Here is a 25,107-nt window from a genome sequence, read left to right as displayed (position 1 = left end):
GATTGCTTGAGGGTATAGGCCGGGGATGTTGCCGGCGTATGTCTGAAGGAGTTCTCATGTCCGCCCCCGCCGTGCCGGAACCCGCTCCCGTCACCATGCTGATTACGCGCCAGATCGCGCCCGAGCGCTACAGCGATTTCCTCGGCTGGCTGCGGCAGGGAGAAATCCTGGCGGCCGGCTTTCCCGGCTTCCTGGGGTCCGGCGTACTGCAGCCGCCCGAAGGCGGAGACCAGTACCAGATCGTGCTGCGGTTTCATGACGAGGCCAGCCTGGCCCGGTGGGAGAACTCGCTGCCGCGCCGCATGTGGCTGGAACGGGGCCGCGAGCTGGTCCGGACCAGCCGGGTGCACCGTGTGACCGGCATGGACAGCTGGTTCGGTTCGCAGAAGCACGCCCCTCCCCGCTGGAAACAGGCATTCAGCATATGGGTGGTGTATTGCCCGTCGCTGCTGTTGTTCAACATCCTGTTCAAGGACCCGCTGGCGGCGATGCCGCTGTTCTGGCGTGTCGTGGTAACGACCGGCACCATGAGTCCCATCCTCTCCTACCTGCTGATTCCGTTCATCAGCCGTGTGCTGCATGGCTGGCTGCATCCCGGCACGCCGCGTCCGGGCGGGCGAGGCGTGTTGAAGGCGCTGCGTTAGCGCGCGAGTCCCCCGCGGCGCGGTACGGAGTACCGGCGCTGGAGCGACATCATCAAGGAGACCGGGGCCACGTCGAGCTGATGGATCCGCAAGGCCAGGCGTCGGGCAACGGGAAAAGGGCAGGCCCGCCCTTGGGCCATCGCGCGCCGCCGGCCACCACTGGCTTCTGATAAAGTCCGCGTGTTTTTTTTGGCGGCGCCTTGTGCCGCCGCGGACGCTACAAGGAGCCATATCCATGGACACCACGCTCACCGGCCTGGCCGCGATGATGCCGACCCTCGTCGATTTGAGCCTGAACCTGCTGTGGGGCGTGCTGACACTCGTGATCGGCTGGTGGGTGGCCGGCCTGCTCGGGAAGTGGGTTAAGCGCGCCGCACAGCGATCCAGCCGCGTCGACCGCACCATCGTCCCCATGTTCTGCACCACCGTCACGTGGGCGGTGCGTGTCTTCACCCTGATCGCGGTGCTCGCGCAGTTCGGCGTGCAGACGGCCAGCATCATCGCCGTCCTGGGCGCGGCCGGACTGGCGGTGGGCCTGGCCTTGCAGGGCACGTTGCAGAACATCGCGGCCGGCATCATGCTGCTGATCCTGCGGCCCATACGCGCGGGCGAGTATGTCGCCCTGAGCAGCGGCACGGAAGGTTCAGTGGAGGAAGTCGGGCTGTTCCTGACGCGGCTCGTGCAGGGCGACGGCATACACGTGACCTTGCCGAACAGCACCATCTGGAACGCCACGATCACCAACTACAGCCGCAACGCCACGCGTCGCTTCGATATGCCGGTGGGCATACGTTATGGCGACGACCTGGATCTGGCGATCGCCACGCTGCGAGACCTGGTCACCGCGCATCCGCTGGCGCTTCAGTCTCCGGCGCCCGATATCCGGGTGTTCGAGTACCGCGACAACGTGGTGATCGTCAATGTGCGCGCGTGGGCGGAGTCCTCGCGGTATTGGGAATTCCGCTGGGACCTGCTGCACAAGGCCCGGGCGGCCCTCGATGCCGCGGGCCTGCGGCCGCCCGTACCGGTCCGGGAGCTCACCTACGGCAATGCGGAGCCCGCGCCGCGCTAGACCGGCCTCGCCCGATCCTGGCCGCGAAGGCGCCCCGCGCGGCGTACGCTGCGGCGCGCTACGTTCCCAGCCGCGCCAGCTCGGCCTTGATCCAAGCCGCGATCTCGCGCTGCCGCTGTGCCGGCATGCGGTCGATGATGGCAGTGACGCTGATCGCCAGCACCGGCGAGCCGTGGGCGTCCAGCAGTGCGCATCCGACGCCCAACGCGCCGCGCACGGCGTGGTTGCCGACCACCGAATAACCGCGCGAACGCGTGTTCTCGATCAGCCGCAGCATCTCGTGCGCCGTCATGCCGCCATATTCGTCCAGGCAAGCCGCATTGCGCGCGACGATGTCGTGCGCCACTTCATCGGGCAGGGCGGCCAGCAGGGCCATGCCGCCGGAGCCGACGCCCAGGGGCTGCCGCTTGCCGGCGTAGGTGGCCAGGATCTGCACCGGATAACCGCCGATCTCGCGGTGCAGGCTGACCGATTCGTCGCCGTCCCGCACGACCAGGAACACCGCGTCGCCCGTGCGCTCCGCCAGGCGCCGTAGCGCTGGCAAGGTCAGCCTCAGGCGCGGATCGGGCTCCGGCATTGCCGCGTCCTGCGCCAGATTGGCGCGGTAGCGCTTGGTGCCCGCCACGGGATGCGCCAGTCCGGCCTCCAGCAGCGCCGCCATGAGACGGTAGATGGTGGGACGCTGTATGCCCGTGTATCGCGCCAGATCGGTGACGCACAGCCCCTCGGGGCCATGGTCGCGCAAGGCCGCAAGGACGCGCAGGCCGCGGCGCAGCGTACGCGGCCCGGCCGCTTGGGGCGAAGACTCATCCATAGAAGGTCGCGGCACGGCCGCATCGCTAAAAAAAGAGTGGTTCGTCCGTTGCGTGGACGAAGCGGGGGGTATTTGTTGCAGCATGTTGCCCGATCGTGGAGAATCCGGCGCTAACTATTTTAAACGTCCATTACCCGGACACTCAGGAGAGAGGCAGATGAGTCAAAAGCTTGCCCTGTTGCGCAAAGCCGTTCTTACCCTCGCGAGCGTCGTCGCCGCAGGCGCCATCAGCGCCCCCGCGCAGGCAGCGTATCCAGATAAGCCCGTGCGCGTGGTGGTCGGCTTCAGCGCCGGCGGCACGACCGACGTGATCGCTCGCATCATGGCCAAGGAACTGACCGAAGCGTTCGGCCAATCCTTCGTGGTGGAGAACAAGCCCGGCGCCGGCAGCAACATCGGCGCCGAGTACGTCGCGCGCGCCACGCCGGACGGCTACACCCTGTATTTCGTGGCGGTGACGAGCGCGATCAACCAGACCCTGTACCCCAAGCTGAACTTCGACCTGGTGAAGGACTTCACGCCGATCGCGCTGGCCGCCAAGGTGCCGAACGTGCTGGTGGTCAATCCGCAAGTGCCTGTGAAGTCGGTGAAGGAACTGGTGGACTACGCCAAGGCCCATCCCGGCAAGCTCGCCTTTGCCTCTTCCGGCAGCGGTACGTCCATCCACATGGCCGGCGAACTGTTCAAGCTGGAGGCCGGTATCGATGTCCTGCACGTGCCGTACAAGGGCAGCGCGCCCGCGCTTACCGACCTGATCGGCGGCCAGGTGCAGTTCATGTTCGACAACATGCCGTCGTCCTGGCCCCATGTGCAGGCCGGCAAGCTGCGCGCATTGGCCGTTACCACCAAAGAGCGCTCGCCCACTGCCCCCGACCTGCCCACCATGGCCGAGTCTGGCTTTCCCAAGTTCGACGTGTCGTCGTGGTTCGGCCTGATCGGGCCGGCAAAACTGCCGCCGGATGTGGTCAAGGCCTTGAATGCCGCCATGGTCAAGGCGCTGGACAAGCCGGAAGTGAAGGATGCCTTCGACAAGCTGGGCGCCGTGCCGGGCAAGACCACGCCGCAGGAATTCGGCCAGTTCATCCAGTCCGAAGTGACGCAATGGGGAACCGTCGTGAAGGCGTCCGGCGCCCGCGTCGATTGATTCCTTCCTGAGCGCAGCGGGCCGCGATCGCCGGTTCTACGGCTTTATTTCGCGGCCCCTGCCTTGCGCGCAGCCGCCAGCATGGCTGTGCACACGCCGCGCATCATGTCGACTTCGTCACGTGTCAGGGCGGTGCGGCTGAACAGGTGCCGCATGCGCGGCATCAGCTTCTTGGGGTGCCTGGGGTCGAGGAACTTGACGGCCTCCAACGCTTCTTCCCAGTGCGCGAGCAGGGCCTGCACCGCTTCCACGGGCGCGGGTTCGGCGCCCGCGTCGCGCGCCTGCGTGGGGGGCTCCGGGAGCAGGCTGGCGCCGGCGCCGGCCAGCAAGGCGTAGCGCATTTCCCACGCCGCCAATTGCAGGGCCTGCGCCACATTGAGGGAACTGTATTCCGGGTTGGCGGGGATGTGGCAGATGCGGTGGCAGGCGGCGATCTGCGCATTGGTCAGGCCGGCGCGTTCGGTCCCCAGGACCACGGCGACGCCCGCCGAACCGTGCGTGTGCAGGTGATCGCGCGCCAGGGCCGCGGCCTCGCGGATATCGCAAGGCGGCGGTCCGAGGTCGCGCACCCGGGCCGTCAGCGCGAAGGCCAGGGTGACGGGGGCCAGCGCGTCTTCCAGCGTGTCGTGCATGCTGGCCGCGGCCAGCACGTCGCCGGCGCCACTGGCCAGCGCGACGGCCTCCGGCTGGGCAGTCATGTCCGGCAGGCGCGGTTCGACCAGCGCCAGGCTGGAAAAACCCATCGTCTTGATGGCGCGGGCGGCCGAGCCCACGTTGCCCGGATGGCTGGGCTGCACCATGACGAAACGGACGCGGCGAAAGGCCTGCGCCAATGAAAAGTCCTGAGTCATTTAAAATGCCACGTTTGGCGCAACGGAACCGGCCACCCGGCGGGTTCCGGCTTGCGCGCATGTGCGAAATCTGTACGGAACTCTATGCACCCGATGCTCAACATCGCCGTCAAGGCGGCCCGGCGTGCCGGCACCATTATCAACCGTGCCAGCCTCGACCTGGAAAGACTCAACGTGGCCCGCAAGGGGCCGCGGGATTATGTCACGGAAGTCGACCAGGCCGCCGAAACGGCGATCGTCGAAACCCTGCGCACCGCTTATCCCGACCATGCGGTGCTGGGGGAGGAATACGGGCTGCAGGGCAGCGAGCAGGCGGAATTCCGCTGGATTATCGATCCGCTGGACGGCACCACCAACTTCATCCATGGCTTGCCCAACTATGCGGTGTCCATCGCCTTGTTGCAGCGCGGGGTGGCGGTGCAGGCGGTGATCTACGATCCGTCGCGCAACGAGATGTTCACCGCCACGCGCGGCAGCGGCGCTTTCCTCAACGACCGCCGCGTGCGCGTGTCGGGCCGCACCCGATACGGCGAGGCGCTGCTGGGCGCGCACTGGCCAGGCTCCGCGGGCCCCGACCAGGGCGGCGGCAAGTTCCGCCAGATGGCGCAGAACAGCGCCGGCGTGCGCCGCATGGGCGCGACCGTACTGGACCTGGCCTATGTGGCCTGCGGCCGCCTCGATGGTTTCTGCGGTGTGGCGCTCAAGCCCTGGGACATGGCGGCGGGCAGCCTGCTGGTCCTGGAGGCCGGCGGCCTGGTCGCCGACTTCTCCGGCGAGCAGGGCTGGCTGGAATCAGGGAATGTGCTGGCCGCGACGCCCAAGATCTTCACCCAGATGCTGGGCACGCTGCAGGGCGCGGCCGGCTGAAGCGGTCAGACCCGTCGGGCCTGGCCTTGCGCGCGCGGGGCCATACTTGTGGGTAGGCCGGGGGAGAGGGGGCCGCAGGCGCTTGGTCAGGGGTCCGATCGGGTCTGTGCGGTTATTTCAACGCAGCCCCCGCGCCTCCGCCATCACCCATGTGGATTAGGGCCTGTTCACGCTATCTGTGCCCTGCGGGGGCTGCGTAGACTACGCCCGGTATGGCGCGGGACGCATGAAGCGGTGCACCTTCCCGGGCGCGCGGTCGCCATCGTTGCGTCGAACCGCGCGCGGGTTCCATGACCGCCGCTGCACAACTTTTCCGGTACGATTACCGGTCCTTCACTGCTGGAGTTGCAAATGGAGTGGCTGCTGGACCCGGCTGCCTGGGTCGGCCTGCTTACCCTAGTCATCCTCGAAATCGTCCTCGGGATCGACAACCTCATATTCATTGCCATCCTGGCGGACAAGCTTCCGCCGGCGCAACGGGACAGGGCCCGGATACTGGGTCTTTCGCTGGCGCTGATCATGCGCCTGGTGTTGCTGTCCGTCATGTCATGGCTGGTGACCCTGACCCGGCCGTTATTCTTCATCGGACCCCTGCATCCTTCAGCCCGTGACCTGATCCTGCTGGTGGGCGGCTTCTTCCTGCTCTTCAAGGGCACCATGGAGTTGCACGAGCGCCTGGAAGGGACGCAGCAGATCAGCGCGGGGCCGCGCGTGTATGCCAGCTTCTGGGTCATCGTGACGCAGATCGTCGTGCTCGATGCCGTGTTCTCGCTCGATTCCGTCATCACGGCGGTCGGGATGGTGGATCACCTGGCCATCATGATGATCGCGGTGGTCATCGCCATCGGCGTCATGCTGGTGGCGTCCAAGCCCTTGACCCGCTTCGTCAACGCGCATCCGACCGTGGTGGTGCTGTGCCTGGGCTTCCTGCTGATGATCGGTTTTTCCCTGGTCGCGGAAGCGTTCGGCTTCAAGGTGCCGAAGGGTTATTTGTACGCCGCCATCGGGTTTTCGGTGCTGATCGAATCCTTGAACCAGTTGGCGCGGCGCAACCTGCTCAAGCTCGACGCCCGCCGGCCCATGCGGGAGCGCACCGCCGAAGGCGTGTTGCGCATGTTGGGCAAGCGTCCGCCGCAGCCCGTCATGGACGAACCGCAGGCCGCCGAGGAGCCCGGGGGGGAGTACCCGCCGGCGTTCGGGGTGGAAGAACGCAATATGGTCAGCGGTGTGCTTACCCTGGCCGAGCGTCCCATCCATTCCATCATGACGCCGCGGACCGATATTTCCTGGGTCAATATCGACGACGACGCCGAGACGATACGCGCCCAGATCGGCACGGCGCCGCACAGCTTCTTCCCTATCTGCCGGGGCAGCCTGGACGAAGTCCTGGGCATCGGCCGGGCCAAGGAGATGGTCGCGGACCTCATCACCGAAGGGCGGATACGCCGCAATCGGCTGCGCGAACCTATTATCGTCCATGAATCCATCGGCATCCTGCGGCTCATGGACACGCTCAAGCGCGCGCGCGGGCAACTGGTGCTGGTGGCGGACGAGTTCGGTGCGATCGAAGGCCTCGTCACTCCCATGGACGTATTCGAGGCCATTGCCGGCGAGTTTCCCGACGAGGACGAACTGCCGGACATCGTGGACGAAGGCGACGGCAAATGGAAGATCGACGGCGCGGCGGACCTGCGCCATGTGGAGCAGGTGCTGGAGACCGATGGCCTGGTCGACGAGGCGCAGGACTATGCCACGCTGGCGGGTTACCTGCTGTCCCGCTTCGGACACCTGCCGCAGCCCGGCGACCAATGCGAATTGGTGTCGCCGCATGCACGCTACCGTTTTGAGGTCTTGCAACTCGATGGCCGGCGCATCGCCACCGTCGGAGTGCAGCGCCTGCCCCTGGAGCTTTCGTCGGCCGACGAAAGCGCCACGTTCTGACCATCACCTGGCTTCGCACCGTGACAGAAAACACGCTCTACCTTATCAAGGCCTTCTTCCTGGGCATCATCGAGGGCCTGACGGAATTCATCCCCGTATCGAGTACCGGTCACCTGATTCTGTTCGGTGACTGGATACACTTCGAGTCGAACTCGGCTAAGGTCTTCGAAGTCGTCATCCAGTTCGGCTCCATCCTGGCCGTCATGTGGATCTTCCGGGCCCGCCTGTGGCAGCTTATCCACGGTACGCTGACCGGGGTGCGCAGCGAAGTCATGTTTACGCGCAATCTGCTGCTGGCCTTCATCCCGGCGGCGGTCATCGGCGCGATCTTCATCCGCGCCATCAAGAATCTTTTCTATCATCCGGGTGTCGTCGCCGTGACGCTGATCCTGGGCGGGTTCATCATGCTGTACGTCGAGCGCCGCGCGCACGGGCGGCCCGGTTCCACGCCGCATCCCGCGGGGGACGACAGCGCCGCGCAGGTGAAGGCGACCGCGCATACGCTGGAAGAGATTTCATGGAAGCAGGCGCTTTGCGTCGGTGTCGCGCAATGCGTGGCCATGGTGCCCGGTGTCTCGCGCTCCGGGTCCACCATCATCGGCGGGATGATCGCCGGCATCCAGCGCAAGACCGCGACGGAGTTCTCGTTCTTCCTGGCCATGCCGACCATGCTGGGCGCGGCCGTGTACGACTCGTACCGCAACATGGGCGTGCTGAGCCAGCACGATGTGCTCGGCATCGCGGTCGGTTTCGTCGCGGCATTCCTCAGTGCGCTGCTGGTGGTGCGGGCGGTGCTGCGCTTCGTGGCGAACCACACCTATCGCGTATTCGCGTGGTACCGGATCGCCCTGGGCATCGTGGTGGCCATTGTGCTGTTCGCCCACTGAAGCGCGGCCGCTCGGCAATCGCCGCCGGACAACCGGTGGCGATAGGCGGCGATCGGCGAAAGGGAAGGGCGCAGGAGCAGCCGCGCGGGGGGTGGAGGGCGCAGGACCCGCCAACCCGCCCGCGTCAGGCCAATTCCAGATCGAAGAACTGCAGGCCGTCGCCGTCGATGACCAGCCAGCCGCCGCGTGGCGGCTGCACATGGTCGCAGTCCCAGTCGGGCAATACCCAGCGCTCGCGCCGCTTGCCGGCGACCTCAAGCACATGCCGCTCGGGGCGGTGGGTGTGGCCGTGTACCAGCGTCGCGACGCCGGTATCCAGGAACAGCGCTTCCACGGCAGACGGGTTCACGTCCATGATGTCGGCGGCCTTGCTCTGCGTGGCCGCCTGGCTTTCGCCGCGCGCCTGTTGCGCCAGGGCCAGCCGCTCCGGGATGGACTTGTTCAGGAATTCCGCCTGCCATGCCGGATCGCGCACCATGGCGCGGAAGGCCTGGTACGACGCGTCGTCGATGCACAGCTCGTCGCCGTGCGTCAGCAGCACCGTACCGTAATCCGTTTCCAGCAGCGCGGGCTCCGGCAGCAGGCGCGCGCCGACCGTTTCGGCCAGTTCACCACCCATGAGGAAGTCACGGTTGCCGCGCCCCAGCCACACCGGTATGGCGGTGGCGGTACGCTTCAATGCCTGCAGCACGGACGCCAGCCAGGGCGGCGCCTGGCGTATCAGGTCGTCGCCGATCCATGCGTCGAAAATATCGCCCGGCAGCAGCAAGGCCGACGCCTCGGCCGCGGCTGCTTCCAGGAAGCTCAGGAAGGCCTCCGACGTGGCCGGAGTGGCCGGACCGAGATGGACGTCCGACGCCACCCAGACCGTCCCCGGCAACGTAATCTTATTCAACAACTTCGGCCTTCTCGATGATGACGTCCTGGGCCGGCACGTTCTGGTGGAAACCGCTGTTGGCGGTTTTCACGGCCTTGATCTTGTCGACCACGTCCGTGCCTTCGGTGACCTTGCCGAACACCGCGTAGCCCCAGCCGTTGGCCGTGGGCGCGGTGAAGTTGAGGAAGTCGTTGTCGGCGACATTGATGAAGAACTGCGCCGTGGCCGATTGCGGATCGCTGGTGCGCGCCATGGCCACCGTGTACTTGTCGTTCTTCAGGCCATTGTTGGCTTCGTTCTCGACCGGGGCATGGGTCTGCTTCTGCTTCATGCCGGGCTCGAAACCGCCGCCCTGGATCATGAAGCCGTCGATGACGCGGTGGAACACCGTGTTGTTGTAGAAGCCTTCCTTGGTGTAGGTGAGGAAATTCGCCACCGTCTTGGGCGCCTTGTCGGCGTCCAGCGTAATGACGAAATCGCCGTAGTTGGTATGCATCTTGACGCGGGGATTCGTAGCCATGGGGTGTTTGCCCTCGGTAGTAGTGGAGGATGGCGCGCCGGCCGGCGCGGCGCCGGCGGTTGCCGGCAGGATGGCGGCAATCGCCACCCCGCATGCCGCATAACGCAGCACACGCAGGAAAGGAGCTGAAAAAGTCATTGCGGGGTCGGTTCCTTCAGCAGGTTGTCGACGGCGCGAGCCTTGTTGCCGCTGCCCGAGACGCCGAGTTTCGCGGCCTCTCCATAGGACCGCTTGGCTTGCAGCAACTGGACATCGGCGAGGTTGGCGCGTGCCGCCGCATAGTTGGGATCGGCGCGCAAGGCGTTCTCCAGGGCCGTGTGCGCGCGATCGATCTCGCCGCGCGCCGCATAGATCACGGCCATGTTATTCCAGGGTTCCGGCAGTTCCGGGAAGCGCGTCGTCATGTCCTGGTAGATATCCAGGGCTTCATCCGTGCGGCCCAGCGCCGCGAGCACGCGCGCATGCTGGAACTCCAGCTGTACGTCGGTGCCGCCGGGAGGCGGCGGGTTGGCCGTTTCGGCCAGCCTTTTCTCGATCATTGCCAGCGCGTCCTGATTGCGGCCGGTATTGATGAGTTGTTCGATGCGGTTGGTGATCTGCGACGCGGTGGGCTGCAGGCGCGTGTCGACACCGGGCTTGGCCGCTTCCAGCAACCGCGCCAGCGCATCCCACCCGCCTTCCGGCGGCGGTTCGTCCAGCGTCGTCGAATTGGCCGAGCGGCCCGGGCCGCCGCCGCTGCCGCCCGGCATGGCTTGCGCGTGTGCCGCCGACATGGGCAGCGACAGCAGGGCCGCAACGAGCGCGGCAGAAAGAAGTCGCGTCTGGATGGTCACAGGGGGTTCCGTGAAGAAGGCCTGGCGGCGCGACGTGGCGCGCAGGGATAGGCCGCTTGCTATACTTGACGACCGCCATTTTAGCCTCGGTTCAGTTTCGAGGTCCGGCTCGCCGCTTTGCCGATGCGCTCGCCCGCCATTATGCGGCGTCGGACAGGCGGGGCGGGGACGTATCGCTCGCTGCCCATGCCGGCAACGCGGTCCGTCCCGCGACGAAGCCCATGGCGGGGCAGCCCCGTACCGGCCCACCACTTTCATTCCTATGCTGCACATCTACGACACGTTATCGCGCACCAAGGTCCCCTTCAAGCCGGTCGAAGCCGGGCGGGTGCGCATGTATGTGTGCGGCATGACCGTCTACGACTACTGCCACCTGGGCCATGCCCGCATGCTGGTCGGCTTCGACGTCGTGCAGCGCTGGTTGCGGGCCAGCGGCCTGCAGGTGGATTACGTCCGCAACATCACCGATATCGACGACAAGATCATCCGCCGCGCGGTGCAGACCGGGCGTCGCATCAGCGAGGTCACGTCGTTCTTCATCGACGCCATGCATGCCGATGAACGCGCCCTCGGCGTGCAGACGCCGGACCATGAGCCGCGCGCGACGGGCCATATCGGCGACATGCTGGACATCATCGGCAAGCTGGAGGACAAGGGCCTGGCCTACCGCGCCGAGGACGGCGATGTGAACTTCGCCGTGCGCGGCTTTCCGGGTTACGGCAAGCTGTCCGGCAAGTCGCTGGACGACCTGCGCGCCGGCGAACGCGTCGCGGTGGCGTCCGGCAAGCGGGACCCGCTGGATTTCGTGCTGTGGAAGTCCGCCAAGCCGGAGGAGCCGGACGACACGAAGTGGCCGTCGGCCTACGGCATGGGCCGTCCGGGCTGGCACATCGAGTGCTCGGCCATGAGCAAGAGCCTGCTCGGCCTGCCGCTGGACATCCATGGCGGCGGTCCCGACCTGAAGTTTCCCCATCACGAAAACGAAATCGCGCAGACCGAAGGCGCGTTCGGCGGCAGGCTGGCCAATGTGTGGATGCATTGCGGTCCGCTGATGGTCGACGCCGACAAGATGTCGAAGTCGCTGAACAACTTCCGGACCATCCGCCAGACCATCGCGCTGGGCGAACCGGATGATGACAAGGCCGACTACACGTCCAATCCCCGCGAGGCGGAGATGGTGCGTTTCTTCATCGTCCGCAATCATTACCGCAGTCCGCAGAACTATACGCCCGACAACCTCGCCGACGCGCAGAACGCGCTGGACCGCCTGTACCAGGCGCTGGCCAACGTGACGGCGGACGGCCAGGGCGTCGATTGGAACGAGCCCCAGGCGCAGGCTTTCAGGGCCGCCATGAACGACGATTTCAATACCTCCGGCGCGGTGGCCGCGCTGTTCCAGCTGGCGGCCGAAGCCAACAAAACGGGCAGCGCGCGCACGGCGGGCCAGCTCAAGGCCCTGGCCGGGCTGCTGGGCCTGCTGCAGCAGGATCCGCAAACCTATCTGCGCACGGCGACGCGGTACAAGGCCGGGACGCAGCCCCAGGCCGCCGCAGCGTCCCTGGACGACAACGCCATCCAGGCATTGATCGATGCGCGCGCCGCCGCCAAGCGCGAGCGCAATTTCGCCGAAGCCGACCGCATCCGGAGCGTCCTGCGCGAGGCCGGCATCGAACTCGAAGACAAGCCGGGCGGTGCCACCAATTGGCGCCGGGTCTGAGCCGCACCAAGGAGCCGCCCGTCATGTCCAGCGCCGATATCACCGTCGCCAAGCCCGCCTACTGGGAAGATGCCGTCGCCCACCTGGTGCGGCGCGACCGCATCCTCAAGAAGCTCATTCCCAAACATCCCGAAGTCTGGCTGAAGTCGCGCGGCACGCCGTTCGTGACCCTGGCCCGCTCTATCGTGGGGCAGCAGATCACCACGCGCGCCGCCGAATCCATCTGGCAGCGTTTCACCCAGGCCGCCGGCTCGCGGCCATCGCCGGCATCGGTGCTGCGCATAGGGGAACCGGGCCTGCGGGAAGCGGGTCTGTCCAAGCGCAAGGCGGAATACGTGCTGGACCTGGCCGTGCATTTCAGCGAGCGCAAGGTCCATCCCGAACGCTGGTCCGTGATGGAGGACGAGGCCGTCATCGAGGAACTGGTGGCGATCCGGGGCATAGGCCGCTGGACAGCCGAGATGTTCCTGATTTTCAACCTGCAGCGGCCCGATGTACTGCCGCTGGATGACCTGGGATTGCTCAAGGCGATCTCGCTACACTATTTCAGCGGCGAACCCGTCTCGCGCTTCGAAGCGCGCGAAGTCTCGCTGGCCTGGCAACCCTGGCGTACCGTGGCAACCTGGTATCTGTGGCACAGTCTGGAACCGATCCAGTACTGACGCCCATGATGCCGCATGGCCCATCAACGGAACCACACCTACATGCGCAACACCTTCCTGGACTTCGAGCAACCGCTGGCCGAGCTCGACAACAAGATCGAGCAACTGCGTTTCGTGCAGGCCGATTCCGCGGTCGATATCTCCGACGAGATCGCGCGCCTGCAGCAGAAAAGCCAGGCGCTGGCCAAGGACATCTACGGCAAGCTGACGCCGTGGCAGACGGCGCTGGTCGCGCGGCATCCGCAGCGGCCCTACACCATGGACTACGTCCGGGAAATCTTCACCGATTTCCATGAGCTGCATGGTGATCGCATGTATGCCGACGACCAGTCCATCGTCGGTGGCCTGGCCCGCTTCAATGGCGCATCCTGCATGGTCATCGGCCACCAGAAGGGCCGGGATACCAAGGAACGCGCGATGCGCAATTTCGGCATGCCGCGGCCGGAAGGGTATCGCAAGGCCCTGCGCCTGATGCGCCTGGCCGAGAAATTCGGCATCCCGGTATTCACATTCGTCGATACGCCCGGCGCCTATCCGGGCATCGGCGCGGAAGAACGCGGCCAGTCCGAAGCCATCGGCCACAACCTGTACGCCATGGCCGAACTGCGCGTGCCCATCGTCGCCACCATCATCGGCGAGGGCGGTTCGGGCGGAGCGCTGGCCATCGCGGTGGCCAATTCCGTCCTGATGCTGCAATACGCGACCTATTCCGTGATCTCGCCCGAGGGCTGCGCATCCATCCTGTGGCGCAGCCCCGACAAGGCCCCGGAGGCCGCCGAAGCCCTGGGCATCACCGCGCCGCGCCTGAAAGACCTGGGCCTGATCGACCGCGTCGTCAACGAGCCCGTCGGCGGGGCGCATCGCGATCCGCGCGTCATGGCGCGCCTGTTGCGCCGCGCCCTGGGCGATACCTTGCGCCAGTTGTCCGGCCTGGGCCCGGACCAGTTGGTGGAGCATCGGCTGCAACGCGTGCTCGCCTACGGCCGGGTGCAGGAAGCGCGCGCCTGAATTCACATTTCGAGGGACCGTCATGGCGTCCATGGGCAGCGATGCTGAACTGACGGTGCCGCTGCGCGGGACGCTGGCCGGTTTGCCAGCCGATGTGCGGGCCGTCGGCGTCGCCGTCAGCGGCGGCGCGGATTCCGCGATGCTGGCCGTGCATGCCGCCGCCCTGGCGCGCGGGGCGGCATGGTCGCTGCACCTTCTGCACGTCCACCATGGCTTGTTCGAAACGGCCGATGCCTGGGCGGACACCGTCCAGGCCTTGGGCGACGCGCTGCAGGTGCCTGTCCATATCCTGCGCGTCCAGGTGCCCGTCGACGCGGGCAAGGGCATCGAGGCCGCCGCGCGCCAGGCGCGCTATGCCGCCTTGTCGCAGGCGGCCGCCGCGCTGGGCCTGCGGCACATCCTGCTGGCCCATCATCGTGACGACCAGGCCGAGACCGTCCTGCTGCGCCTGCTGCGCGGGGCCGGTCCGGCCGGGCTGTCGGCCATGGCCCCGCGGGTCGAGCGCGACGGCGTCGTGTATCTGCGCCCGTGGCTGGACGTGCCGCGAGCGCGGGTTCTCGCGGCGGCCCAGGACTACGCCGCCGCGCAGGGGTGGCGGCCGGTGCAGGATCCTTCCAACGCCGACGTCCGTTATACGCGCGCCGCCCTGCGCACCATGCTGGTTCCGGCGCTGGATGCGCGCTGGCCCGGCTGGCAGGGCATTCTGGCGCGCCATGCCCGCCTGGCCGACGAAGCCGCTCGCATTTTGGACGAGGTGGCGCGGGACGACCTGGCGGCCCTGGACCCGTCGGTCCAGGGGGACAGCTTCGCCCTGGCTTTGTGGCGGCGACTGTCCCCGCCCCGGCAGGCGCAGGTCCTGCGCCACTGGCTGGGACTGCATGGGGCACGCATGCCCACCGAGGCCCGCCTGGCCGAATTGATGAAGCAGTTGCGTCAGCTGCATAGCCTGGGGCACGACAGGCAGATGACCTGGCGCCAGGATGGCCACGCGGTGCGCTGCGTGCGGGGGCGCGTCCGCATCGATCCCTGGCCGCCGGCGGACGAGCAGGGTCCGGATCCTGTCCCGCCTCCTGGCAAGGGATAAGCCGCCTGTCGGACGACTTCCCGCGGCCACGCTAAAATAGCCCGCTTTGCCTGCCCGGCGTTCCGGCAGCTTTCCCAGCCAGAGTACGAGATGTCCCTGATCGTTCATAAATATGGCGGTACCTCGATGGGCTCGGTCGAGCGCATCAAGAACGTGGCGCGTCGCGTCGCGAAGTGGCATGCCGCCGGCCACAAAGTGGTGGTGGTGCCTTCGGCCATGGCCGGCGAAACCAATCGTTTGCTAGGCCTGGCGCGGGAGATTACGCCGCAGCCCGATGGCCGGGAACTCGACATGATCGCCGCGACCGGTGAACAGGCCTCCAGCGGCCTGCTGGCCGTGGCGCTGCAGGCGGCGGGCGTGCCCGCGCGCAGCTATGCCGGCTGGCAGGTGCCCGTGCGCACGGACGGCTCCTACACCAAGGCCCGTATCACTTCGATCGACGACCAGCGCATCCGTGCCGACCTGGACGCCGGGCGCGTCGTCATCGTGACCGGATTCCAGGGCGTGGACGACGACGGCAATATCACTACGCTGGGCCGGGGCGGGTCCGATACCTCCGCGGTGGCGGTGGCGGCCGCCCTGAACGCCGACGAATGCCTGATCTACACCGACGTGGATGGCGTCTACACGACCGATCCTCGCGTGGTGCCCGAAGCGCGCCGCATGCCGGTGGTGTCCTTCGAGGAAATGCTGGAAATGGCCTCGCTGGGCTCCAAAGTCCTGCAGATCCGCTCGGTCGAATTCGCCGGCAAGTACCGCGTGCCGACCCGCGTGCTGTCCTCGCTGACCGACCCCCTGATTCCGCTCGACGAGGAAATGCGCTCGGGCACGCTGATTACCTTTGAGGAAGACGAAAAAATGGAAGCCGCCGTTGTCTCCGGCATCGCCTTCAGCCGCGACGAAGCCAAGATCACCCTGTTGGCCGTGCCGGACAGGCCCGGTGTCGCCTATTCCATCCTGGGGCCGGTCGCCGCCGCCAATATCGACGTCGACATCATCGTGCAGAACCAGTCGGTAGCCGGCACGACGGACTTCTCCTTCACCGTCAATCGCAACGAATTCCAGCGCACCATCGACGTGCTCAAGCGCGAGGTCATGCCCGCGGTGCAGGCCCGCGAGCTGGTCACGGACGAGAAGGTGTGCAAGGTGTCCATCGTCGGTATCGGGATGCGTTCCCACGTGGGCGTTGCCAGCCTGATGTTCCAGACGCTGTCGAACGAAGGCATCAATATCCAGATGATCAGCACCAGCGAAATCAAGACTTCGGTGATCATCGAGGACAAGTACATGGAGCTCGCGGTGCGCGCCCTGCACAAGGCCTTCGGCCTGGACCAGGCGCCCGCCGAAAAGGCCTGATTGCGTCCATGCAACGCCGTCCTGATGCCTACCCCGGGATGCGGCAGGACGGCGGAGCTTTATGCTAGAATCGCAAATTCTGCGGAGACGTGCCCGAGAGGCTGAAGGGGCTCCCCTGCTAAGGGAGTATGTGGCTAAAAACTGCATCGTGGGTTCGAATCCCACCGTCTCCGCCACAGAGTCACCGCGCAAAGCCATTTCGCAAGGCCATTTCGAAAAATCGGGTGGCAAGACCAGCGAGGCCTGGATACCCGCAAGAATCGACGCTTGCGGGTTTTTTATTGCCTGCTTCATGTGCAATGCCCGGCAGCGCCGACGCCGCCCGGCGGGGACGGTTATCAAAAAGAATGGCGGGGTATCCAATCATCGCCCCTATTCCAGTCCTGTAGCGTTGATGCGCAACCTGGTACCGCGTTGCGCTCCCATGGAATTTTCCCCGAGGTCGCTCATGGACATGAAGAACCTGATCGAGAAACACGGCGATAGGGCCTTGCCTTCCGCAACTTATGACGCCCCGCAATTCATTGTCGGGCAGGCGCAGGACGAACAAGGCATCCCCATTAATTTTCCCCTGGCGGGTGGGGGCATCGTCGCCGGATACAAGCTGCTTGTGGCAGTGACGAACAAGGCCGCGCCCCAGGTCGAGGAGCTGACGGACTTGAACCTGGAGCCGGGTTCGTCACTGGTGACCATAACGACGGACATGTTGGCGCACGCCTACTATCGGACCAGGACGGCGGCACGGGCATTTTCGATGGCGCAACTTAACGGCGTGAAGAACGGCAACGCCTTTATCGTCTTTTCCATACTTGATGAAGGTGACAATTTGGTCGGTATTTCCCACAGAATGCCGATCAACCTGGCATTGAGTCCGTCAACGACGGCGTGACGCCAAGATATGGCCGAGCCCCGGCGCCGACCGGGGCGGCCTGAGATATTTCCACTGGTCCACGTCCCTCTTCAAGGGCATAAAACTCCGTTCCAGGCGCATGTCGCGCCTTCCAGGACCGGAGCTTATGCCAATCCAACGCCGCCACGCCTTCAATGCCAATGCCCTGGCCGATGCAGGCGCGCTCGTTCCCACGAAATTCGAGGACCTCTCGAGCCGCTATCTTCACGGGGGGACGTTCGGCGTCGGCAGGGACGGGACCAGGCCCCCCTATCTGAGCTGCATCCCTGAAGGCATCGCGGACCGCGAAGTGACCGCCGCCATCATGGCGATGCATGGCCTATCGCCATTTTCGTGGGTAGTCCGCGCCACGCGGGCCGACCGGGTGCGCATGGTGGGCGAAAAATCCTGCCTGGTCAGTGGCGCTCCGGCGCATGCGACCGGGGTTTGCATCCAGGACTACTACCGGTCGGAGCCGCATTCGTACTTTCCCCAGTACTTCCAGGCGCCCATGTACAAGTCCTCGGCCCTGGCCGGGCGCGAGCTGCTCAATGTATGCATCGCCAGTGCCCGCGAAACGTCACTGGATGGCTACATCGCCGCGCTGACCCGCTATATCGCGGCAGACAAGCAGGGCGCGGAGCCGGTGGACTATGTGGTTATCGCGTTCCAGCTGCGCGAGGCCTTGCGCCTGGGCGCAAGGATCTATGGCGACATGACCGCCGTGATCGCAAATGCCTATATGCTGTCGCTGCCGCAAGGCGCGAGCATTCTGTGCAGCGTGAAGAAGCGCGGCGGCATGTAGCCCGGTGCGCGCCATCCCGGCCGAGGGCCCGGCGACCGGCGACCAGCGAAGGCCTGGCGCAAGCGCGCATGGGCCTGCCGCATCCACTCAATGTCCCGTCGCGGGATAGTTCGGCCCAGGACCCCAGCCGCCCTCGGTGGCCCAGGGGTTCGCAGCGCCAGGGTGCGGTGGACCGGGATGATCGAAACGCCCATCGTTGGCGCAACCGCCCAGCAGCATCCCCAGCAAGCAAGCGGCGGTCAGGGATAGAAATCGGTTCCGGCTATTCATACGCACCTCCAGGGGCAAGGCCCGCGCGTCAGCAAGGGTCGATCCAGAATAGCGCATCGCCATTGCCGGCGCGCGGTGTCCGGCGTGGCAGCCGGCGCCGCGCCGGGCTCAGATATTTCCCAACGACTTTCATCAAGCTGAACGTGAGAATGCCGCGAGCCTCAGAATTATCCGATCCGGGCCCGGGGCCGCCCATGCGCATACGTACAACGGGAGCACGATGCACAGCCGAAATCCGTATAAGGAAGAATTCGCGCGGTTGCGCCTGAGCAAGATGATGGCCGCCACCTCCGCCAGGGACCAGGTGGCCAGGGATGTGTCGGCGGCGGCCCGGCAAAGAGACGCGGCGCGCACCGAACGCGACAGGCAGGTCATCCGCGCCATGGTGGCGCTCATCGACCATGCCCATGTGGTGGGCAGCGCGCTGGCCTCGATCGGGCTGTTCCCCGTAGAACCAACGTACAAGCAGGCCAAGCGGCTGGTCGACATGGCCCTGGCCGCCGCGGACGCGCCGTCGATGCGGGGCAAGCCCAACGGGCAAACCGGCTTGCCGCGTCAGGGCAGCGCGGCCCTGAACCGCATGACGGGCGGGGGCGGGGTGGCCATGGCCGTGATGGACTCCACGGTCACCGCGGTCAAGAACGGAATGCAGTACGCCGGCAGCCCCGTGGTGCAAGAGGCCGCGCGGCTGTTGCGCAAGGCGCCCGATGCCTTTGGCGCAGGCGTTCCGGCGCTCGACTACATCCATAAATGGGTGCTCATGCGCACGCCGATAGGCATGGCGGCGGCGATCAGCGAGAAAATGCTGGCCGCCGCCATGGATGTAGCGAACTGGCTCAACACCCATGCGGCCTTCATCAATACCGTTGCGGTCGTCAGTCCCCTCCTGACCAGCGCCGGCGCGCTGGCCAGCACGGTCGCAGTGAACGACCGTATTGGGGCCATGGAGTCGCTGGCGCAACGGTATGGCACGCATTGCCGCTGCGGCGCGACGGCACAGCGGATCTCGCACGACTGGATGGCGGGGCTGGGCGGTGTCGCCATCGGTGTCATGCCGATCGTGGGCGCCGTGCACGTGGCGGCCGATATCGGGATCAAGGTGGCGCACCGTCTGCACAAGACGCTGGATCATGACGCGCACCGGCCGCCGTTCCATACCGCCCGGGACCTCTGGGGCGCGGGACAGCCGGTCCAGGATGGCGGCCAGCACGCGTGTGGCGGGCAGGGCAAGCTGCAGGTGTTTCCCGTCCGGACCGGTGGACGCTGCCCGATGGCGCTACTCGTGCTCGCGACCCTTTTTGGCGGCGGAGATCCCGCCAAGGGCATGCGCAAGGCGGCCGCCGCGGTCATCGCCGGTGAGGACAGTGCTGTCGGCAAGATCAAGAAGCTGGTCGGCGCGGATTCCGGCAGCGCCTTCGAAACCGCGATGCGCGCGCTGGATGCCTGAGCAGATCCGAGCGCAGCGGTACAGCGCCTCGGCCCGTTACCCGTGGCGCCATTGTCCGCGACAGGGCCCGTGCCCTTATGGCGCGGACCGGCGCACCTTTGATTCGTCGTTCATCGCGGTGCGCACGGACATTGCCTAGCTGAAACACACTACCCGCGCAGTACGCCCGCCGCCATGAAGCCGCCATCCACGTCGAGGACGTGGCCGTTGATGTAGGTGGCCTCGTCGCCGGCAAGAAAAACAGCGGCCCTGGCGACTTCTTCCGGCGTGCCATAGCGCGCGGCCGGGACGACATCGAGCCAGGCCCGCCGTGTCGCTGCGGAATGCGCGTCGCGGGTCAGCGGCGTCTCGATGGGTCCGGGCGCGATCGCATTGACGCGGATGCCGTGACACGCCAGCTCCACCGCCATGATGCGCGTCAACTGCGTCACGCCCGCCTTCATCGTGCCGTAGGCGGCCCGGCCGGTATTGCCACGGCTGCCCGATACGGAGCCGATATTGATGATGGAGCCCGCGACGCGGCGCGCCACCATGGCGCGCGCCACGCCCTGGGCCATCAAGAACGTCCCGCGCAGGTTGATTGCGTACATCCTGTCGAACAGGCTGACGTCGGTCTCCAGGAAGGGGGTGGTGGCGCCGATGCCGGCGCTGTTGACCAGCACGTCGATGTCGCCCGCTTCCAGTACGGCGTCCAGGACGGCCGCGATCGCGTCTTCACGCGCCAGGTCGGCTGCATGGGCGTGGGCGGGCCTGTCGCCCGCCACCGTGGCGAGCTCTGCCGCGACGCGGGCCGCGCCGGCCTCGTCGCGATCGACCAGCACGATATGGGCGCCCTCGTGCTGGCAGGCGTGCGCGATGGCGCGGCCGATGCCGCTGGCCCCGCCCGTAATCAGTACACGCTTTTCGGCCAGTCTCATGGCGGCTCCGGCGGCGTCCGTCAGCGCAAACCCGTGCGCAAGGTTTCCCGGTATGCCGTGGCGGCGACCAGCGTCAGGATGGCCGCCGCGATGACGAACCAGGCGGGCGACTGCAGATCGCCGGTGCGCGACACCAGGTAGGTGGCGATGAAAGGCGCCGTTCCGCCGAGCAGGGTCACGGGGATGTTCAGGCTTACGGACAACCCGGTATAGCGCAGCTTGGTCGGCAGTATTTCGGCCATGGCGCACAAGGCGGTCGCCGAGTGCGGCGCGAAGGCCAGTCCCATCAGGCAGAGCGCCAGCACGGTCTGGGTGAAGTCATTGGGATCGAGCAGGTGGAAGGCCGGATAGGTCACCAGCGCGATCGCCAGCGAGCTGGCGATCATCAGCGGTCGCCGGCCGACGATGTCGCTCAGGTAGGCGAAGAACGGCAGCAGGCAGCAGTAGAAGATCAGGCTGTACAGGTTGGCGCGTTGGGCGTCGGCCAGGCTGAAGCCGCGCACGACCGACAGATAGGTAGGCGAGTAGATGTAGTAGATATAGATGCACGCCGACGGCGCCGAAATCAGGCCCATGCCGATCAGGATCGCGCGCCATTCCTGGCGCAGCCCCGTCAGCAGCGGAGATTTCTCCACGTCATGGGTCTTCTGCACCGACGTGAAGTGGGGCGTTTCCTCCAGCTTCAGGCGCAGGTAAAGGCCGACGAATCCCAGCGGCAGGCCGGCCAGGAAGGGCAGGCGCCAGCCCCAGCTGTGCAGGTCCTCGGAACTCAGCAGGCTGGTCAGCAGGGAGGCCACGCCGCCGCCGACGAGCAGCGCCAGGCCGATGGTGAACGTCTGCCATCCGGTATACAGGCCACGCCGGTTGGGCGGTGCATATTCGGAGATGAAGGACGTGGCGCCGCCGTATTCCCCGCCGACCGATACGCCTTGGACCAGGCGGGCAATGGTCAGGATGATGGGCGCGGCCAGGCCGATCGATTCGTAGGTGGGCATCAGGCCGATGACGGTGGTCGATCCCGCGATCAGCAGGATCGCTGCCGACAACGGGACCTTGCGGCCGTAGCGGTCGCCCAGGTGGCCGAACAGGATGCCGCCCAGGGGCCGGGAGGCATAGCTGATGGCGAAGACGGCGAAGGTCAGCAGCAGGCTGGCAGCCGTGTTTCCCGCGGGGAAGAACAGCTTGGCGATGACCGAGGCGAAATAGCCGTAGATCACGAAGTCGAAGTACTCGATGAAATTGCCGATGCATGCCGCGATCAGGGCACGCTTGTGCTGCGCGGTAACGGGCGGCGCGCCGGCCGCCAGGACGGTGGTATTCATGTCGTTCTGTCTCCAGGTCTTGTACCTAGGGCTCGAGGCCCCGTTCGTGTCAGGCCACGGTGCTGCCGGCGTCCACCACCAGGGCGGCGCCATTGATGTGGCGGGATTCGGCGCAAAGCAGGAAAGCCACCGTGTTGGCGACATCTTCCGGACGTCCGTAGGGCAGGCGTACCGCGCGCGCGATGCCGATACTGCCGGTCGCATCGTCGTCGGCGCGCGCCTGGGCGGCCATCGCATCGATGGCTTCGATCATCGCTGTCTGGGTCGGCCCCGGGAGCACCGCATTCACGCGCACATCCGAGCCGGCGCATTCCAGTGCCGCCGTCCTCACCAGGCCCAGCACGGCGTGCTTGCTGGCGACATACGCCGCCAGGTGGGCGCGCCCGCGTATGGAGGAGGTCGACCCCATGGCGACGAAGCTGCCGCCATGGCGGCGCAGCGCCGGCAATGCGTGCTTCAGGCAGAGATAGGTGCCGACGACATTGACGTCCAGCACCTGCCGGAAGATGTCATCCGGGTAGTCCTCCATGGGCCGCACCACGCCCGGCACCCCCGCATTGGCGACAAAGCCATCGAGGCGGCCATGCCGCCGCAGCGCGGTATCGACCAGTGCGGCGGCCGTTCGCGGGTCGGCTGCGTCGCCCGCGGCGATATCCACGGCGGCGTCCTGGGGAAATCCGGCGGCTCGTTCGGCGTCCGGGGACGGCCGGGCACTGCGCTCGCAGGCATCCCGGGCCCGGGATGCTTCGGACTCGGTGCGGTCGGCCAGCACCAGATGCCAGCCCTGGGCAGCAAGTTTGCAGGCGATGGCGGTGCCGATGCCGCCGCCTGCCCCCGTGACGATCGCGACTGGGCGGGTGACCATGGCCGTCCCTAGGGAAGCAGGCGGGTGATCAGGCGCCGGTCTTCGACGGCGAAGCCGCCGCCGTAGACGTCGGAGGTCATGAAATGCGCGCTCAGCACTTCCGGCCGCAGGTCCGCGATGGGATCGTAGGCGCTGGCATGCAAGGTCCAGTCGATACGGCCGCCTACCGGCGCCGAATAGCGCAGCGGCGTGCGGCGGTAGACCACATCGGCGTACGCCACGGCCGGCCGCTCGGGATGAGGCAGGCGGCGTACATGGATTTCGCCGCCCGGTTGCTCCGCATCGTCGGTCAGCATGACCAGGGGGGCCTGCGGGTCCGGTGTAAAGCTGAAATCGACCAGGGGCACCTTGCGGCGACGGACCCAGCCGGACACTTTCCCGTCCGGCGTTTCCTCGAAGGCATAGTCCGTGTCCTTCTTGGTGTAGCCGAACAGCTCGCGACCCGCGCAAATCCCCATCGGGTCGCTGCAATACATGTAGATGTGCGTCTGCGTGAACAGGTCCTGGTAGCGCACCGGCACGGTCACCATCAGGTCGAACATCTGGCCCGCATGAATGGCCAGCGTATGGCCGGGCGAAAGCATGAAGCGGAAGGCGACGCGGTCATTCACCAGTTCGAAGGGCGTGTCGCTCAGGAGCGCCCGCACCTTGGCCGGATCCACCTGCGTGATGACTTCCAGCGTGCGCAGCGGGCATTCCCATTCCACCGGATACGCCGGCGAATAGGGTGGGTTGACCCCGCTGTTTTCGTGCATCTTGTAGTCGCCGAACATGGAACTCCTCCTTATGAGCAAGCCGAAAGACGATAGGCCGGTTCGGGCTCGCCAAGCCGCATGGCGGGCGCGTCGGCCGTGGATAGGGAAGGGAACAACCGATATGACGCGATGGCGTCTGCGTCGATCGCGTCCGCGGCCGTGATGCCGCACAGCGCCATCGTCGACTCGAATTCCTTGCGCAGCAGGTCCAGGCATTGCGTGACGCCATCCTGCCCGCCGGCCCCCAGGCCATACAGGTAGGCCCGACCGATCATGACGCCTCGTGCCCCGAGCGCCAGCGCCCGGACAATGTCCTGTCCGCTGCGGATGCCGCCGTCCATCAGCACCTCGGCGCGGTCTCCCACGGCCTGCGCGATCGCCGGGAGGGCACGGATGGAAGAAGGCGCGCCGTCGAGCTGGCGGCCGCCATGGTTGGACACCACAATGGCGTCCGCGCCCGCCTGCACCGCCAGGCAGGCATCCTCCGGGTCGAGGATGCCCTTGACCACCAGCTTGCCCTGCCAGCGATCCCTGACCCAGCGCACATCGTCCCAATCGACCGTGCGATCGAACTGGCGGCTGACCCAATCCGCGAAGCCATAGGTATCCGACACGCCGTCGGCATGGCCGACGATATTGCCGAAGGTGCGGCGCGGAGTACGCAGCATGCCCACGCACCAGCGCGGGCGGGACAGCATGGCCAGCAGGTTGCCTACGGTGAGCCTGGGCGGAACGGCCAATCCGTTGCGGATGTCCTTGTGGCGCTGTCCTTGTATGGGCAGGTCCAGCGTCAGTACCAGCGTGCTGCAGCCGGCGGCGCGCGCCCGGTCGATCAGCCGCGCGATGAAGGCGCGGTCTTTCATGATGTATAGCTGGAACCAGAAAGGCTGGCCCACGTGCCGCGCGATGTCCTCGAGCGCGCAGATGCTGACGGTCGACAGGGTGAAGGGCACGCCGGCCGCCGCGGCGGCCCGGGCGGCCAGGATTTCGCCATCCGGGTGCAGCATGCCGGCCAGCCCGGCGGGCGCCAGCGCCAGTGGCATGCTCGCCCCGTTGCCCAGCAGAGTGGTGCCGGTGCGGATATCGGCCACGTTGCGCGCGACGCGCTGTCGCAGCGTCAGGCGTGACAGGTCGCGGGCGTTGGCGCGATAGGTGGCCTCGGTCCACGAGCCGCTGTCGACATAGTCGTAGAAGATGCGCGGTACGCGGCGGCGCGCGATGCGTTGCAGATCGTCGATGCAGGTGACCGCGGGATGCTTCATCCGCGCGCTCCCGCGCCCGTGTACCTGGCCCGTGTCATGCCGTCTCCCATGTGCCGTTCCGTGTCGGTCCGTCCCGGGTGCGCCGCCTTGTTTTGCCAGCGCCGTCACGTTCCGGGGTTAGAATGTACATTGCATGCTATGTACGTTTGCAGATTAAAAGCGGTGCGTGCACATGTCAATACCCCACCGCGCGGGGAGGGCGGCGCGGCGGAAAGCCCCGGGCCGATGCGATACCATCTCGCATCGGCCCGGCGGTGCCGCTGCCGGTCGCCTGAGAGAAAGACCTTCAACTCGAACG

General features: G+C 66.5%; 24 protein-coding genes and 1 tRNA gene. 15 read left to right on the top strand and 10 right to left on the bottom strand.

Translation table 11 applies throughout. The features are described 5' to 3' along the window. Positions 1-56 precede the first annotated feature (56 nt). Positions 57-644: an antibiotic biosynthesis monooxygenase gene (locus tag BAU07_RS19295; RefSeq protein WP_066661093.1), complete on the top strand. Its 588-nt coding sequence runs from the start codon at positions 57-59 to the stop codon at positions 642-644. 235 nt (positions 645-879) lie between these two features. Beyond that, positions 880-1,716, top strand: a complete 837-nt coding sequence (locus tag BAU07_RS19290; RefSeq protein WP_066661090.1) for a mechanosensitive ion channel family protein — start codon at positions 880-882, stop codon at positions 1,714-1,716. 58 nt (positions 1,717-1,774) lie between these two features. On the opposite strand, the gene BAU07_RS19285 is transcribed toward BAU07_RS19290, so the two are convergent. Continuing rightward, positions 1,775-2,530 carry an IclR family transcriptional regulator gene (locus tag BAU07_RS19285; RefSeq protein WP_066661085.1) on the bottom strand — a complete coding sequence of 252 codons (756 nt, stop codon included), beginning with the start codon at positions 2,528-2,530 and terminating at the stop codon, positions 1,775-1,777. A gap of 157 nt (positions 2,531-2,687) precedes the next feature. Between BAU07_RS19285 and BAU07_RS19280 the strand changes: the two genes are divergently transcribed. Further along, entirely contained in the window at positions 2,688-3,674 is a 987-nt protein-coding gene (locus tag BAU07_RS19280; RefSeq protein ID WP_066661078.1) for a Bug family tripartite tricarboxylate transporter substrate binding protein, read from the top strand. A gap of 44 nt (positions 3,675-3,718) precedes the next feature. Here the strand turns inward: BAU07_RS19280 and BAU07_RS19275 are convergent, their stop codons facing one another. Continuing rightward, on the bottom strand, positions 3,719-4,507 hold the full coding sequence (locus tag BAU07_RS19275; protein WP_157122539.1) for an RNA methyltransferase: 789 nt from the start codon (positions 4,505-4,507) through the stop codon (positions 3,719-3,721). A gap of 102 nt (positions 4,508-4,609) precedes the next feature. Here BAU07_RS19275 and BAU07_RS19270 point away from each other — a divergent pair, with 102 nt between their 5' ends. The 3 genes from BAU07_RS19270 (at position 4,610) to BAU07_RS19260 (ending at position 8,220) form a co-directional block, all read left to right on the top strand. Further along, entirely contained in the window at positions 4,610-5,392 is a 783-nt protein-coding gene (locus BAU07_RS19270; protein ID WP_066661073.1) for an inositol monophosphatase family protein, read from the top strand. A 351-nt stretch (positions 5,393-5,743) separates the two neighbouring features. Then, positions 5,744-7,333 (top strand): TerC family protein, encoded by a 1,590-nt coding sequence (locus tag BAU07_RS19265; RefSeq protein WP_066661070.1) that lies wholly within the window; start codon positions 5,744-5,746, stop codon positions 7,331-7,333. A gap of 20 nt (positions 7,334-7,353) precedes the next feature. Then, the gene (locus tag BAU07_RS19260) at positions 7,354-8,220 is read left to right on the top strand and encodes an undecaprenyl-diphosphate phosphatase (protein WP_066661067.1); all 867 of its coding nucleotides are present in this window, start codon (positions 7,354-7,356) and stop codon (positions 8,218-8,220) included. Positions 8,221-8,344: 124 nt separating this feature from the next. Here the strand turns inward: BAU07_RS19260 and BAU07_RS19255 are convergent, their stop codons facing one another. The 3 genes from BAU07_RS19255 to BAU07_RS19245 form a co-directional block, all read right to left on the bottom strand. After that, complete coding sequence (locus tag BAU07_RS19255) at positions 8,345-9,115, bottom strand: UDP-2,3-diacylglucosamine diphosphatase (RefSeq protein WP_066661064.1); 771 nt, start codon at positions 9,113-9,115, stop codon at positions 8,345-8,347. Beyond that, positions 9,108-9,617: a peptidylprolyl isomerase gene (locus BAU07_RS19250; protein WP_066665564.1), complete on the bottom strand. Its 510-nt coding sequence runs from the start codon at positions 9,615-9,617 to the stop codon at positions 9,108-9,110. The genes BAU07_RS19255 and BAU07_RS19250 overlap by 8 nt, the downstream gene beginning before the upstream one ends. Positions 9,618-9,751: 134 nt before the next feature. Further along, complete coding sequence (locus BAU07_RS19245) at positions 9,752-10,450, bottom strand: tetratricopeptide repeat protein (protein WP_066661061.1); 699 nt, start codon at positions 10,448-10,450, stop codon at positions 9,752-9,754. 262 nt (positions 10,451-10,712) lie between these two features. Here BAU07_RS19245 and cysS point away from each other — a divergent pair, with 262 nt between their 5' ends. From cysS to BAU07_RS19200, 9 genes are all read left to right on the top strand, one after another. Continuing rightward, the gene (gene cysS, locus BAU07_RS19240; RefSeq protein WP_066661054.1) at positions 10,713-12,167 is read left to right on the top strand and encodes a cysteine--tRNA ligase; all 1,455 of its coding nucleotides are present in this window, start codon (positions 10,713-10,715) and stop codon (positions 12,165-12,167) included. A 23-nt stretch (positions 12,168-12,190) separates the two neighbouring features. Further along, a complete protein-coding gene (locus BAU07_RS19235; protein ID WP_066661045.1) occupies positions 12,191-12,829 on the top strand; it encodes a DNA-3-methyladenine glycosylase family protein in 639 nt (212 codons plus the stop codon). A gap of 42 nt (positions 12,830-12,871) precedes the next feature. Next, positions 12,872-13,837: an acetyl-CoA carboxylase carboxyltransferase subunit alpha gene (locus tag BAU07_RS19230; RefSeq protein WP_066665563.1), complete on the top strand. Its 966-nt coding sequence runs from the start codon at positions 12,872-12,874 to the stop codon at positions 13,835-13,837. A 22-nt stretch (positions 13,838-13,859) separates the two neighbouring features. Beyond that, complete coding sequence (tilS, locus tag BAU07_RS19225; RefSeq protein ID WP_084025871.1) at positions 13,860-14,921, top strand: tRNA lysidine(34) synthetase TilS; 1,062 nt, start codon at positions 13,860-13,862, stop codon at positions 14,919-14,921. A 90-nt stretch (positions 14,922-15,011) separates the two neighbouring features. Next, positions 15,012-16,277, top strand: a complete 1,266-nt coding sequence (locus BAU07_RS19220; RefSeq protein WP_066661043.1) for an aspartate kinase — start codon at positions 15,012-15,014, stop codon at positions 16,275-16,277. An 83-nt stretch (positions 16,278-16,360) separates the two neighbouring features. Then, positions 16,361-16,453, top strand: a tRNA-Ser gene (locus BAU07_RS19215). Between the two features lie 272 nt (positions 16,454-16,725). Then, positions 16,726-17,166 (top strand): hypothetical protein, encoded by a 441-nt coding sequence (locus BAU07_RS27400; RefSeq protein WP_066661041.1) that lies wholly within the window; start codon positions 16,726-16,728, stop codon positions 17,164-17,166. A gap of 127 nt (positions 17,167-17,293) precedes the next feature. Then, positions 17,294-17,971: a hypothetical protein gene (locus tag BAU07_RS19205; RefSeq protein WP_066661039.1), complete on the top strand. Its 678-nt coding sequence runs from the start codon at positions 17,294-17,296 to the stop codon at positions 17,969-17,971. A gap of 490 nt (positions 17,972-18,461) precedes the next feature. Next, positions 18,462-19,688, top strand: coding sequence for a hypothetical protein (locus BAU07_RS19200; RefSeq protein ID WP_066661037.1), 1,227 nt, complete (start codon positions 18,462-18,464; stop codon positions 19,686-19,688). A 149-nt stretch (positions 19,689-19,837) separates the two neighbouring features. Here BAU07_RS19200 and BAU07_RS19195 read toward each other — a convergent pair whose 3' ends face one another. Genes BAU07_RS19195 through BAU07_RS19175 form a run of 5 tightly spaced genes read right to left on the bottom strand, consistent with a single transcriptional unit; the run spans position 19,838 to position 24,809 of the window. Beyond that, positions 19,838-20,605 carry an SDR family NAD(P)-dependent oxidoreductase gene (locus BAU07_RS19195; RefSeq protein ID WP_066661030.1) on the bottom strand — a complete coding sequence of 256 codons (768 nt, stop codon included), beginning with the start codon at positions 20,603-20,605 and terminating at the stop codon, positions 19,838-19,840. A 20-nt stretch (positions 20,606-20,625) separates the two neighbouring features. Next, entirely contained in the window at positions 20,626-21,927 is a 1,302-nt protein-coding gene (locus tag BAU07_RS19190; protein WP_066661012.1) for an MFS transporter, read from the bottom strand. A gap of 49 nt (positions 21,928-21,976) precedes the next feature. Continuing rightward, entirely contained in the window at positions 21,977-22,792 is an 816-nt protein-coding gene (locus BAU07_RS19185) for an SDR family NAD(P)-dependent oxidoreductase (RefSeq protein ID WP_066661010.1), read from the bottom strand. A gap of 8 nt (positions 22,793-22,800) precedes the next feature. Then, a complete protein-coding gene (locus BAU07_RS19180) occupies positions 22,801-23,565 on the bottom strand; it encodes an acetoacetate decarboxylase family protein (RefSeq protein WP_066661008.1) in 765 nt (254 codons plus the stop codon). An 11-nt stretch (positions 23,566-23,576) separates the two neighbouring features. Continuing rightward, a complete protein-coding gene (locus BAU07_RS19175) occupies positions 23,577-24,809 on the bottom strand; it encodes an alpha-hydroxy acid oxidase (protein ID WP_084025870.1) in 1,233 nt (410 codons plus the stop codon). Positions 24,810-25,107: the final 298 nt, after the last annotated feature.

The organism is Bordetella flabilis, assembly GCF_001676725.1.
GTDB lineage: Bacteria > Pseudomonadota > Gammaproteobacteria > Burkholderiales > Burkholderiaceae_B > Bordetella_C > Bordetella_C flabilis.
Note: the sequence above shows the minus strand (reverse complement) of the source record. Positions and strands in the feature narration are given on the sequence as shown.